Consider the following 13,675-nt stretch of genomic DNA (forward strand, 5'->3'; position numbering starts at 1 on the left):
GCGCTCTTCGGCGACGAAGGCAGCCCGCGCCCGATCACCCCGGCGAGGTGCGGTGGCCACCACCGCCGCCGGAGCCGTCACCCTCCGGCGCCGTTGACGGGTCCCGTGCGCTTCGACAGCCGCGCGTACCTGCGACAACTCAGCGCATGAGTTGCCTTGCAGGCGACGTACCGTCCACGTCGGGATCGACACCGGCATCCCAGAACGTGCGATACCTCCCGCCCAACGCGAGGAGTTGCTCGTGTGTTCCCGCCTCGACGATCCGGCCCGCGTCGACCACGGCGATCCGGTCCGCGCGCGCCGCAGTCGCGAGCCGGTGGGCCACGATCACCGATGTTCGTCGATGGGTGAGGGCATCGCCGGCGGCGAGCACCGTCGCCTCGGTGGCCTGGTCGAGGGTTGCCGTCGCCTCGTCGAGCAGCAGCAGGTCGGGGGAGACGAGCTCGGCGCGCGCGAGGGCGATCAGTTGGCGCTGGCCCGACGACAGGCCCTGACCGCGTTCACCGATGGGGTGATTCATGCCGCCGGACAGGCCCGCGATCATCTCGGCGGCGCCGACGGCCCGCGCGGCGGTGGTGATGTCGGAGCGGTCCGCGTCGGGCCGGCCGTAGGCGATGTTGTCGGCGACGGTGCCGGTGAACAGGTGGGGTTCCTGGGGGACGATCCCGATATGGCTGCGATAGCCGCGCACGGTGAAATCCCGGATGTCGGTGCCGTCCATCCGCACGGCACCGGATGTCGGGTCGTAGAAGCGGGCGAGCAGTTTGACGATGGTCGACTTGCCCGCCCCGGTGCGGCCCACCAGCGCCAGCGACGTCCCGGGCGGGATGTGCAGATCGACATCGCCCAGTGCCTCGGTGGGTGCCTGCGCGTACCGGAAGCCGACGGCGTCGAGGCGTGCATCGCCGTCGAATCCGGCCGGCCCGGGATCGTGGGCGTCGGGGCGCTCGGCGACGGTCGTCGGCGTGCGCAGCAGATCGGCGATGCGTCGCAGGCCCACCGCGGCCTGCTGATAGCCGTCGAACACCTGCGACAGTTGCTGCACCGGACCGAACAGCAACGAGAGATAGAGGATGAAGGCGATCAGCGTGCCGGCCGACAGCGTGCCGCCGGAGATCTGGTGGGCCCCGACCGCGATCGCCGCGGCGGTGGCGAGGTCGCTGATCAGGGTGATGAACGGGAAGTACACCGAGATGGCGCGCTGTGAGGTCATCCGAGCCGAAAACCATTGCGCGGCAAGCCCGGCGAAGCGCCGCGCGGCGACGTCGGTGTTCCGGTACGAGCGGGTGGTCTTGATGCCGGCGATGTTCTCCTGGAAGTCGGCGTTGACCGCGCTGACGAGTTCGCGCGACCGCGTGTAGGCGCGGGCGGCGATCCGGCGGAAGATGACCGTCGCCACGATCAGGACCGGGATGGCGGGCAGGATCAGCGCGCCGAGCTGCAGATCGGTCAGCAGGAGCGCCGCGCTGACCCCGAGCAGGGTCAGGACCGCGACGATGGCCGTGGACAGGCCCGTCTGCAGGAAGGTCGAGAGCGCATCGACGTCGGTGGTCATCCGCGTCATGATGCGGCCGGACAGTTCCCGTTCGTAGTAGTCGAGGCCGAGGCGCTGCAGATGTGCGTAGCTGCGCACCCGCAGACCGAAGAGCACCCGCTCGCCCGCGCGGGTCGAGTACAGGGTCATCGCGGCCGAGGCGACCCATCCCACCGCGACCGTCGCCACACCGATCCCGGTGGCGACGAGCAGGGTCCGTTCATCGGTGCGGGTGGCGGCATCGATCACCGCGCGGGCCAGCGACGGGAAGATCAGCCCGGTGAGCGTGTCCACGGCGATCGCGGCGATCGCGATGGCCATCAGCCAGCGCACCGGCCTGACGATCTGCCACAGGGAGAATTCCCGATTCTCGGCGCGCGTCGCGGCGACGTCGACGTGCGGGTCCTCGTCGGCCGGTGGGAGTGCCGCGACGGCGTCGAGCAAGGCGGGAGTGGCCGGCATCGAACCCAGTGCCCCGGCGATGCCACCGCCGCGTCCGCCCCGGCCACCGACGCCGCCGGGCGGGCCGGCCGGATCGGGCGTCCCGGGCCGGAGTCGTTCCCGTACGACGGGCGCGTCCGTGGGCCACAGTCGTGCGTCGAGGGTGTCGTCGTTGGTGGGTTGTGGCGCAATACGTTGTGGTGCAACGTGTTTCGATGTCCCCGGAGCGGGGTGTGCGGGTGACGCCACCGGCGACATGAGCGCCCGGAACATCTCGCTGCGGGCGTCGAGTTCGGCCACGGTGCCGACATCGACGATGCGACCGCCGTCGAGCACGGCTACCCGATCGGCGAGCATCAGGGTGGACCGGCGGTGCGCGAGGACCAGCATGGTCGGGCTCTGCGTGCGCAGCCGGTGCAGAATACCCGCCTCGGTGGACGCGTCGACCGCCGACGTGGCGTCGTCGAGGACGAGGATCCGGGGACGTGCGTAGAGGGCGCGGGCCAGCGCCACGCGTTGACGCTGGCCGCCGGACAGCGTCAGTCCCCGCTCGCCGACGACGGTGTCGAAGCCGTCCGGGAGGGCCTCGATGAACTCGAGGGCGTCGGCGGCGCGTGCGGCCTCGACGAGGCGTGGGTCGGGGTGCGCACCCACCGGGTGACGTTCGCCGAGTGTGATGTTGGTGGCGATGGTGTCGGAGTAGAGGAAAGGTTCGTCGAAGACCACGGCCACCCCCGCATGCAGCGAATCGCTCGACAGGTCGCCGATCGGGGTGCGGACCTGCCCGCCGGGCCCCGACAGCGCATCGATCGATCCGCGGTCGGGGCGCACATGGCGGCTCACCAGGTCGGCGAGGGTGGACTTGCCCGAGCCTGGTGGCCCCACGACGGCGACGCATTCACCGGGGCCGATCCGCAGGTCGATGCCGTCGAGCACCCGCTCCCCGTCATAGGAGAAATCGACTCCACGCAACTCCAGGCCCAGCGGGCCGTCGGGGAGCGTCTCGGTGTTGGCCTCGTCCGGGTCGGTGGGCGCGTCGATCACGTCGTAGACCCGCTCCACCGCCGCACGGGCCAGCTGCCCGCTGACCACCAGGTTGGTCAGCAGCCGCGCCAATGCGGTCATCGACGCGACATAGGTGGCGAATGCGAGGAAGGTGCCCGGGGTGATGTCGCCGTCCAAGGTCAGATATCCGCCGACGGCGATGACCGCGACCATGCCGAGCTGCGGGATGGCCGCCATCGTAGGGGTGAAGTGCGCGTTGATCTTTCCCGCCCGCAACCGCTTGCCGTAGAGGTCACGGCCGAGGGTGACGAGTTCGTCGACGGCGCGGGTTTCCTGGCCGAATCCCTTGACGACGCGCACGCCGGTGACGGTCTCCTCGACGTGCTGGGCGACGTCGGCGGCGGCCTGCTGCGCCGACCAGGTCGCGGCGAAGAGCCGGCGCCGGGTGGTGACGACGACGATCGCGACGAGCGGGACGATGGCCAACGCGATCAGCGTGAGCAGTGGCGAGAGGTAGAACATGATGACCAGCGCCAGGACCACCTGGACGGCGGCACCCACCGACAACGGCACCATCGCCAGCAGGCCCTGCACGATCTGCAGATCCGAGATCGACCGGGAGACCACCTGACCGGTGCGGATGTGGGCCTGGGTGGCACCGTCGAGGTGTAATAGGGTGTCCAGCAGGCGTAGTCGCAGGGTGTTCTGGACGGTGATCGAGAGACGGCCGGCGGTCAGCCGTCGGCCCATCTGGCAGAGGTAGCGCACCACGGCCAGCGCCAGCAGCAACCCGACGATGAGCGGCACCGTGAGCGACTCCAGGCCACGCCCGGAGCCGGCGCCGGTCGCCAGATCCAGGGCCGCCTTGGACAGCAGCGGCACGACGAGATCGACGGCGACGGCGATGAAGGTCACCGACAACGTGATGGCCACGAGTCGACGATGCTCGAGGCACTCGGCGGTCAGGCGGCGCAGCCAGCCGGCATGGGCGCGCGGCGATCCGGTGGCGGGTCCGGGATCGTGCGAGGGGGCGGTCTCGGTGGTGGTGCCGAGCGTCACTTCTCGCCGGCCGGAAGCCACGGGTTGATGATCACGGCACCGTCGACGGTGGTGGAGTCGATGGTCCAGTGCGCCGGCGGCGGACCGAACGCCTCGCGTGAACTCGCGATCACCCGCTTGCCGAGGGCACGGTTGCCCGCGCCGCCGATGACGGCGCCGATCCCGGCGGGCAGCATGCGACCGACGATGAGCGGCGCGCGTTTGAGTGCGTACTTCTTGGCCACCCGGTTGACCAGCGTCTTGTTGAGTTTGGCGAATGCGCCGTTGGGTGCCGACGCGCGACCGAGGCGCCGCAGCGCGCCGCCCTGGGTGCCGACCACCCGGCCGAGCCGGGCGAGACCTTCCTCGCCGAGGGCGACGGTGAGCACCAACGTCTTTCGCCGTTCGGTCTCGTGGATGCCGATCCCGTGGACCTCGGCGATCGCGAGCGCGAGCAGGGCCGAGGCTTCGAGGAACCACGCCGTCTCACCGGTCACCGCCCCGAGCGCTGTCACGGTGCCGACGCCGGGAATCGCGGCGGTGGCGCCCACCGCGCTGCCCGAGGAGGTCACCGCGTTGAGGTAGCGCTTCTCCAGCCGCGTGATGATCTGCGCGGGGGAGTCATTCGGGTACTTCTCCCGCAGACCGAGGACATACTTCGCCACCGCGGGGGCCTGCAGTCGCTGTGCCTTGTCGATCAGGTTGCCGGTGACTTGGGCGGTACGTCCGGCCGCCGGTCGCGTGGGTTTCGGTGCGGCAGCCTCGGGCCGCTTCTTGCCGATCATGCGACGGGCACCCAGTGCTCGGCGGGAACCACCTCGGCCGGGCGCGGTGGTGGTGGCGGGGTGCCGTCGCCGAAGGGGCGTCCGCCGAGTTCCTCGCGGTGATGTGGGGTCAGCCAGTTGCGCAGGTCGGGTCCCGCCGGCACGATGCCGGTCGGGTTGATGTCGCGGTGCACGAGGTAATAGTGCTGCTTGATCTGGGTGAAGTCGGTGGTGTCACCGAATCCGGGGGTTTGGAACAGGTCCCGCGCGTAGGCCCACAGCACCGGCATCTCCGCGAGTTTGGTGCGGTTGCATTTGAAGTGGCCGTGATAGACCGCATCGAAGCGGGCGAGTGTGGTGAACAGCCGCACGTCGGCCTCGGTGATGGTGTCGCCGACGAGGTACCGCTGTGTGGACAACCGCTCGGAGAGTTCGTCGAGTTTGGTGAACAACCGGTCGTAGGCCTTGTCGTAGGACTCCTGGCTGCCGGCGAAGCCGCAGCGGTAGACGCCGTTGTTGACCTCGGTGTAGACGCCCTTGTTGACCGTGTCGATCTCGTCGCGGAGGTGCTCGGGATAGAGCTGCGGGGCGCCGTCACGATGGAAGTCGGTCCATTCCAGCTCGAAGTCGATGGTGATCTGCGGGAAGTCGTTGGTGACGACCTCGCCGGTCGGGATGTCGACGACCGCGGGGACGGTGATGCCCTTCGGGTAGCCGGGGAAACGCTTCTCGTAGGCGTCTTTCAGACGGGGGATGCCCAACACCGGGTCGATGCCGCCGGGATCGAGGTCGAAGGTCCACGAGTCGGCGTCGTGGGTGGGCCCGCACAGGCCGAGTGAGATCGCGTCCTCGAGGCCGAGGAGCCGTCGCACGATCAGCGTGCGGTTGGCCCACGGGCAGGCGCGGGCGGCGACGAGCCGGTAGCGCCCGGGTTCGACGGGGTAGCCGTCGCGTCCGTCGCGGGTGATGCGGGTTTCGATGTACTTGGTGTCGCGGACGAATTCCTGACCGCCGGTGACATACGTTCCCTGCTTGCTGCTTACCGAGGTGGTGTCGGTGTTCATGGCACCACAGTAGTGAACCGTTCGGGGTCTTGGTTCTGATCACTCCGGAATGTATATTCCAACTGGAATAATTGGTTCGGGTGAAGGGTCGGTTCGTGACGGGACGTCAGCAGGGCAGCGCAACGCCACCGACGCTGTCGTCCATGGCGGTCCTTGCTCTCGGTCTGCTGGCCGAGAAGCCGATGCACCCGTACGAGATGGTGCAGACCACGATCTGTCGTCGCGAGGACCGGCTGGTGAAGTTCCGTCCCGGGACCCTCTACCACGCGGTCGACCGGCTGGCCGCCGACGAGCTGATCGCTGTGCACGAGGTGCGACGGGAGGGCAACCGGCCGGAGCGGACGGTGTATGCGATCACCGATGCCGGACGGGCCGCACTCGAGGCCAACCTGGAAGAGATCCTGGGGCGTCATCCCGACGAGTACCCCGAGCTCTACCTGGCGCTCGCCGAGGCGCACGGACTCCCGCGACGCCGCGTCATCGAGCTGTTGACCACCCGGCTGGAGGCGATGCGCGCCGATCTCCTCGACATCACCACGGCGACCGATGAGGCCCACGCCAAGGGCACCCCCGAGATGTTCTTCCTCGATGCGGGCTGCCGCATCGCCACGATGCGAGCCCAGATCGATTGGCTCGCAGAGCTTCTCGACCGGCTGCGGGACGGCCGGGTCGATTGGCTCGACGACCCCGGATTCACCTATCCGGCTGCGGCGCCGAGTGCGCCGTCCACCGCAGCAAAGTCCACCGCAGCAAAGTCCACCGCAGCAAAGTCCACCGCAGCGAAGTCCACCACAGAGAAAGAGTCCACCCGATGAGTACACCCACGACCCCGACGGCGGTGACCACCCGACCGTGGCTCGCCTTGATGGCGTTGTGCGTCGGCTTCTTCATGATCCTCGTGGACATGACGATCGTCGCCGTCGCGCAACCGCAGATCCAGGTCGCCCTCGACACCGACGTCAACGGGATCGTCTGGGTCACCAGCGCCTACCTGCTCACTTATGCCGTGCCACTGCTGGTCACCGGACGTCTCGGCGACAAGTTCGGCCCCAAACTCGTCTATCAGGCGGGTCTGGTGGTCTTCACCATCGCGAGTGTCTGGTGTGGTTTCGCCGGTTCGATCGGTGAGCTGATCGCGGCGCGGGCCTTGCAGGGTATCGGCGCCGCGCTCATCACCCCGCAGACGATGGCCCTGATCACCCGGATCTTCCCGCCGGAGAAGCGCGGCGCGGCGATGGGCGTCTGGGGCACCGTCGCCGGTGTGGCCACGTTGGTCGGACCGCTGCTCGGTGGCATCCTGACCGACAGTCTCGGGTGGGAGTGGATCTTCTTCGTCAATCTGCCGGTCGGTATCGCGGGCCTGATCCTCGCTGCCACGCTGGTTCCGTCGGTGGAGACCCACGATCACAGCTTCGACTGGATCGGCGTGGTGCTCTCCGGAGTCGGCTTGTCCGCCTTGGTCTTCGGTATCCAGGACGGCGAGAAGTACGAGTGGGCGGGGTGGATCTGGGCGTTGATCGTCGGCGGACTGGTCATGCTCGCACTCTTCATCTACTGGCAGTCGCGCATCAAGACCGAACCGCTGGTGCCGCTGTCGCTGTTCACCGACCGCAACTTCTCGCTGTCCAACATCGGCATCGCCTCGATGGGTTTCGCGATCTCCGGGTTGATGATCCCGATGATGTTCTTCCTGCAGCTCGTCGGGGGGATGTCGCCGACACGGGCGGCGGTGATGATGGTGCCGATGGCCGTGCTCACCGGAATCCTGGCGCCCATCGTCGGGCGGATTCTGGATCGGGTGCATCCCAGCGTCATCATCTCCTCGGCGCTGCTGTTGCAGGCCGTCGCCGTCGGTTGGGCGGGCATGATCGCCCGCCCGGCCACCCCGGTGTGGGAGTTGGTGATCCCGCTGGCGCTGATGGGTATCGCCTCGGCCGGAATCTGGGCGCCGCTGGCCGCCACCGCGACCCGTAACCTCCCGTGGCAGCAGGCCGGTGCCGGTGCCGGGGTGTACAACACCACCCGGATGATCGGTTCGGTCATCGGATCGGCCGCCGTCGGCGCGATCATGCAGACCCGGTTGGCAGCGGAACTGCCCGGCGTGGACACCAGCGAGCATTCCAATGCGGTCTCCCAGCTCCCGGCGATGATCCGTGAGCCGTTCGCCACCGCGATGGGGCAATCGCTCTACCTGCCCGCCGGGGTGTTGCTGATCGGTGTGATCGCGACCCTGTTCCTCAAGCGTCCCGGCCATCAGGCCGTCGGCGCGACGCAGCGGGCGGCCGTCGCCAAGGGCGAGGTGGAGAGCGCCGGCGCGGCCTGAATCCGCAGGTGAAGCGCGGAATCGGCGGGGCGCGGAGGCGCGGCGGTGACGCCACGCACCCGCGCCCTCCCCGTTTCTGTCGGTCGGCGATCGTACGGTGTTGGACATGCGAATCCTCCACACCTCCGACTGGCATCTCGGCCGTACCTTCCACGGCGTCGAGTTGCTCGCCGACCAGCGCCGCGCGCTGGCCGATCTCGCCGCCGTCGTGGCCGACGAGTCAGTGGACGTGGTGGTGGTCGCCGGTGACGTGTACGACCGGTCGGTGCCCTCGGCAGACGCGGTGGCCGTCTATGACGAAGGGCTGGGGCTGATCTCGGCGGCCGGCGCGCAGATCGTGGTGACCTCGGGCAACCACGATTCGCCCACCCGCCTCGGCGCGGGGTCGTCGTTCGCCGCCGCCGGCGGGTTGCACCTGCGGACCACCATCGCCGCGATCACCGACCCGGTGATCATCGGCGACGCGCACGGCCCGGTGGCCTTCTACGGCATCCCGTACCTCGAACCCGACACCGCGCGAACCGAACTCGGTGTCGGCGACGTCCGCTCCCATCAGCAGGTACTCGACGCGGCGATGGGCCGCATCCGCGCAGACGTCGCCGATCGGGATGGGGTGCGCTCGGTGGTCGCCGCACACGCCTTCGTCGTCGGTGGCGCCGCGACCGGGTCGGAACGGTCGATCAGCGTCGGTGGGGTGGAAACGGTTGCCGTGCAGACCTTCTCCGGGGTCGACTACGTCGCACTCGGACACCTGCATTCGCCGCAGACGTTGACTCCGGGGGTCCGCTACAGCGGCTCGCCGTTGGCGTACTCGTTCGGTGAACGCACCCACCGCAAGTCGGTGTGGATCGTCGACCTCGACGCCGATGGCCTCACCGAGGTGCGTGCCCACGAGCTCCCGATCGTCCGCGGATTGAGTTCGGTGCGTGGCACTCTCGACGACCTGCTGGCCGACGGGTCGTTGGCCGACTCGGAGGGTCATTACGTGGAGGCCACCCTGACCGACGCACTGCGCCCGGTCGACGCCATGCGCCGGCTGCGGGAGCGTTTCCCCTACGCGGTGCACGTGAGCTGGGACCGGCCACACAGTGGCGGCGGCGTCGATTACCGGTCGCGGGTGCACGGACGCTCCGATGCCGACATCGTCACCTCCTTCGTCACCGACGTGCGGGATGCGCCGAGCGCGGGTGAACGCAGGATCATCGAGCGTGCGCTCAGAGCCGTTGTCGGCGAACCGGAATCGGAGATCGCCGGCGACGGTGAGTGGGCATTGTTCGCGCTACCCGAGGTGGCGGAGTCGGCATGAGAATCCATCACCTGCGGATGCGGGCGTTCGGTCCGTTCGCCGACGAGACGGTCATCGACGTCGACGCACTCGCGGCCGACGGGCTGTTCCTGCTGCACGGCCAGACCGGTGCCGGTAAGTCCACCATTCTCGACGCGGTGGCCTTCGCGCTCTTCGGTAGGGTGCCGGGGGCGCGCAACGATGCCAAGCGGCTGCACTCCGATCACGCCGCGCCCGATGTGGTCCCGGAGGTCGAACTCGAGGCGACCATCGGTGGGCGGCGCCTGCGGATCATCCGCTCACCGGAGTTCCATCGACCGAAGAAGACCGGCGAGGGCACCCGCAAGATCAACGCCCGGGCGTCGCTGGTCTGGGTGGATGGCTCCGGTCCCGCCTTGACCCGCATCCCCGACATCGGTGATGCGGTGATCGGGGTGCTGGGTATGAGTGCCGAGCAGTTCTTCCAGGTGGTGCTGCTGCCGCAGGGTGATTTCGCCCGGTTCCTGCGCGCCAACCCGGATGAACGGGAGACGTTGCTGGAGCGCGTCTTCGACACGGCGCGCTTCGGTGACCTCGAGGAGTGGCTGCGTGAGCGGGCGCGGGAGAGCGAGGCCGATCTCGGCGAGCGCACCGCGGCGCTGGACCGGCTGGCCGGGCAGATCGTCGCGGTCGGCGGCGGTGACGCCCCGGCCGAACCCGATGACGAGTGGGCGCAGGCATGCCTTGAGGCTGCCGCGCAGGACGATTCGCGGTCCGCCACGGTGCTGACCGCGGCGCAGGCGGCCGCCGATCAGGCGCGTGCGGCGTACGACGCCGGTGTCCGCATCGCCGACCTGCGGCGCCGCGGCGGCGAGGCGCGGTCCCAACTCGGGCAACTGGACCGGGGTGAGGCCGAATTCTCCGCTGCCAACACCGCATTGGCCGCCGCGCGCCGCGCCGCGCCGCTGGGTCCGATCGCCGATGATCTCGATCGTGCGATCACCCGACGGCGCCAGGCTGATCGGGGAGTCGACCGCGCCGCCGGCCGCTTCGTCGAACTGGACGAGGCCGCCGCGTGGTGTGCCGGGCGTGAGGCGAACTCGATCGACCCCGACGCCCTCGAAGAAGCCACCGGCCGGTGGACCGCGGAATCGGGACGCTGGCAACCGCTGGCGCGCCGAATCGGGGAGCGGCCTGGCCTGATCGCCGACATCGACGCCGTGGACACGCGGATCACACAGTGCGGCAAGCGAATGGGAGAACTGTCGGAGCTGTTGGAGCACGCCCCGGAGCGGCGTCGTCGGGCCGCGAACTCGCTGACCGCCGCCACCGCGGTGCGGGTGCAGGTGCCCGGCTTGCGTACCGAGCACGAACGCCTGACGAAACTGGTCGTGGCGTGGGAGGAACGCGAGAAGCAGCGCGCGTCCGCCCGGACGGCCGAGCGGACACTCCTCGACGCGCGGGAGAAACAGGTGAGCGCGGCCGAGCACCTCGTCGACCTGCGTCGGCGTCGGCTCGACGGGATGGCGGCCGAACTCGCTGCCCAACTTGTCGACGGACAACCCTGCACGGTGTGTGGATCCGCCGATCATCCCGAACCGACGGTGGCCATCGACGGCACGTCGGTCTCGGACGCCGATGAGGCGGACGCACGTGCCGCCGAACAGGATGCGGCCACGCATCGGGACGCCGCGCAGGTGCGTCATGCGGCGATCGCGCAACGGCTCGCCGTCCTCGACGACACCCTCGGTGAGATGTCGCGGGGTCAGATCGACGACGACCTCGCCCGCAGCGTCGCCGCACTCGCCGATGCCGATCGTTCCCTCGCGCGCATTCCCGAGTTGGAGCATGCCCTCGATGCGATCGAGGCCGAGACCGACGCGTGGCGGCGGGAACTGGGGGAGTGCGAGTCGACCCGCTCAGCCGACCGGCAGAAGGCGACGTCGCTGCGTGAGACCCTGACGGCGTTGGACGCCGAGGTTCTCGAGGCCACGGGTGGGCGCGGTGGGATCACCGAACGATTGGCCGAACTGGATGAGCTGATCCGCCGGGCCACCTCGCTGCGCGATGCGCGACGCGTCGGCATCGACGCCGCGGGCCGCCACGACGACATCGCCCAACGACTGGGGGAGCGCTGCGTCGCAGCAGGATTCGAGGACGCCGCGGCCATGCGTGCCGCACTCGCGACCGACGATCAGATCACCCAGTGGGAGATGCTTCTGACACGCGCGGCCGCACTGCGGGCCGCCGCGGAGGCCACCCTCGCCGAACCCGATGTCGCCGCCGCGCTCACCGCCGATTCGGTCGACGTCGACGCCCTCAGCGCGGATCTGCGGGTGGCGGAGGAGGTCCGGGAAGCCGCCGCGCGGGAACATGCCGTCGCCACCCGACGCCACACGATTCTGAAAGAGTATGTGGCACAGTTCTGGTCGGCCGCCGATGGTCTCGCGCCGTTGCGTGAACGCCACGAGGAGTTGCGCGGCCTGGCCGAACTCGTCGCCGGTCGCGGACAGAACTCGCGCCGGATGGCGTTGCGCTCGTATGTGCTGGCCGCCCGGCTGGAAGAGGTGCTTGTCGCGGCCTCGGCGCGGCTACGTCAGATGTCCTCGGGGCGTTACGAGTTCGCTCACAGTGATGCGGCCGGGCCGCGTGGACGCCGCGGCGGTCTGGGTATCGAGGTGCGCGACGAGTACACCGGCGCAGTCCGGGCGACGACGACGCTGTCCGGCGGTGAGACCTTCTTCGCCTCCCTTGCGCTGGCCCTCGGTCTCGCCGACGTGGTCTCTGCCGAGGCCGGCGGTCGCGTACTGGACACCCTGTTCATTGACGAGGGATTCGGCACCCTCGATCCCGAGGCCCTCGACCTTGTCATGGGCGTGCTCGACGAGTTGCGTTCGGGCGGACGCGTCGTCGGGGTGGTGTCCCACGTCGAGGAACTGCGGGCCCGTATCCCGGTCCAGCTGCACGTGATCCGCGGGGAGAACGGGTCGCGTGTGCGAATGGAGGGTATGGCGGTGCCTGCGGTGGGTGGGTGACCGGCCGGTCGTCAGTCCGACGTCGTGTGGTGACCACCAACCGGTAGGCCGGCCAACAGCCACTCCAGGAAGATCTCGTAAGACGGTGCCGGGGAGCCGAATTCGAGGTCACGTTCCAGCGCGCCGAGCCAGCCCACGATGCCGACGGCAAAGATGTAGGCGCTGTGCTGCGCCGACTCGGGTTCGGCGCCGGCCGCCCGGAACCCGGCGATGATGGCCTCCCTCAGATCATTCATGACCTCGGGCCGATGGTCGTGGGGGCCCGCGGTGCGGGAGGCGAAACCGGGTACGGCCAGGAACTCGTCGTGCATTGCCACGGCGATACCGCGCAGCCACGGTTCCCACGTGTCGGCGGTGGGGGAGTCGGTGGGTAGCACCCGTTCGATCACGGTGCGGCTGATCAGCGCGATCAACTCGTCGGTTCCGCCGACCCACCGATAGAGCGCGGAGTGGCTCACGCCCAGTGCCTGAGCCAGGGTTCGCAGCGACATGGTGCGGATGTCGTGGCGCATCGCCTCGGCCACGATCATCTCCTGGCTGAGCTGAGGCGGCCGTCCCCGGGGGCCCGGGCCGGCCGACGATGGGGTGCGAGGTGCGGTTCTCACTCACCCAGGCTAGGCCATGGTGCGTGATCCCCCGACCGCTCGGTGCGGGCCCCGGCACCTCGGCCCACATTTAGTGACCGGTGGTCACTAAATGTGTTAGCGTCGCCTCATGTGCCCTGCCGCCTGCTCGCCCGCCGAGATGTCGCGCTACCGCCGCGGCTACTGGTCCGTGGCGTTCACCTTCTGTGTGGTGATCGCGTTCTCCACCGCGCCGAGTCCCCTCTACCGGACCTACGGCGAGCGCGACGGACTCTCCCCGCTGGCGATCACCCTGATCTACGCGGTGTATGCGGTGGGGGTGATCACGGCCCTCTACCTCGTCGGACATCTGTCGGATACGTTGGGGCGCAGGTGGTTTCTGCTGTCATCGGTCCTCCTGGCGATTCTCGGCGTGGTGTTCATGGTGTTTCCGCAGGCTCCGGGCCTCTATTGCGCACGAGTGCTCAGCGGACTGGCGGTGGGGTTGACCGCTGCGGCCGGAACGGCCTACATCACCGAATTGCATGCCGCACATCGCCCCGCGCATCTCCGGCACCGCGCGCAACTCCTGGCCGCCACCGCGAACGTGATCGGACTCGGCGCCGGTGCGTTCGTCGCCCGCG

General features: G+C 69.3%; 8 protein-coding genes and 1 pseudogene. 5 read left to right on the forward strand and 4 right to left on the reverse strand.

Going from position 1 to position 13,675, the window contains the following annotated elements:
- Positions 1–139: 139 nt before the first annotated feature.
- The 3 genes from ACWETB_RS12690 to ACWETB_RS12700 are packed head-to-tail and all read right to left on the reverse strand — an operon-like array spanning position 140 to position 5,846.
- Positions 140–4,039 (reverse strand): ABC transporter ATP-binding protein, encoded by a 3,900-nt coding sequence (locus ACWETB_RS12690; protein ID WP_452211486.1) that lies wholly within the window; start codon positions 4,037–4,039, stop codon positions 140–142.
- Entirely contained in the window at positions 4,036–4,803 is a 768-nt protein-coding gene (locus tag ACWETB_RS12695) for a hypothetical protein (RefSeq protein WP_452211427.1), read from the reverse strand. The genes ACWETB_RS12690 and ACWETB_RS12695 overlap by 4 nt, the downstream gene beginning before the upstream one ends.
- Positions 4,800–5,846 (reverse strand): glutathione S-transferase family protein, encoded by a 1,047-nt coding sequence (locus ACWETB_RS12700; protein ID WP_452211429.1) that lies wholly within the window; start codon positions 5,844–5,846, stop codon positions 4,800–4,802. Before ACWETB_RS12700 ends, ACWETB_RS12695 begins: the two co-directional genes overlap by 4 nt.
- 143 nt (positions 5,847–5,989) lie before the next feature.
- On the opposite strand from ACWETB_RS12700, the gene ACWETB_RS12705 reads away from it, so the two are divergent.
- From ACWETB_RS12705 to ACWETB_RS12720, 4 genes are all read left to right on the forward strand, one after another.
- The gene (locus tag ACWETB_RS12705) at positions 5,990–6,661 is read left to right on the forward strand and encodes a PadR family transcriptional regulator (protein WP_449744597.1); all 672 of its coding nucleotides are present in this window, start codon (positions 5,990–5,992) and stop codon (positions 6,659–6,661) included.
- Positions 6,658–8,169, forward strand: a complete 1,512-nt coding sequence (locus ACWETB_RS12710; RefSeq protein WP_452211431.1) for an MFS transporter — start codon at positions 6,658–6,660, stop codon at positions 8,167–8,169. Before ACWETB_RS12705 ends, ACWETB_RS12710 begins: the two co-directional genes overlap by 4 nt.
- Before the next feature lie 106 nt (positions 8,170–8,275).
- Entirely contained in the window at positions 8,276–9,475 is a 1,200-nt protein-coding gene (locus ACWETB_RS12715; protein ID WP_452211433.1) for an exonuclease SbcCD subunit D, read from the forward strand.
- Positions 9,472–12,468, forward strand: coding sequence for an AAA family ATPase (locus tag ACWETB_RS12720; RefSeq protein WP_452211435.1), 2,997 nt, complete (start codon positions 9,472–9,474; stop codon positions 12,466–12,468). Before ACWETB_RS12715 ends, ACWETB_RS12720 begins: the two co-directional genes overlap by 4 nt.
- Positions 12,469–12,479: 11 nt before the next feature.
- Here the strand turns inward: ACWETB_RS12720 and ACWETB_RS12725 are convergent, their stop codons facing one another.
- Positions 12,480–13,073 carry a TetR/AcrR family transcriptional regulator gene (locus ACWETB_RS12725; RefSeq protein ID WP_449744572.1) on the reverse strand — a complete coding sequence of 198 codons (594 nt, stop codon included), beginning with the start codon at positions 13,071–13,073 and terminating at the stop codon, positions 12,480–12,482.
- 139 nt (positions 13,074–13,212) lie between these two features.
- Between ACWETB_RS12725 and ACWETB_RS12730 the strand changes: the two are divergent.
- Positions 13,213–13,656 (forward strand): annotated as a pseudogene (locus tag ACWETB_RS12730) (MFS transporter); the annotation flags it as partial.
- Positions 13,657–13,675 lie beyond the last annotated feature (19 nt).

The sequence above is a fragment of the Gordonia sp. NPDC003950 genome (assembly GCF_053605205.1).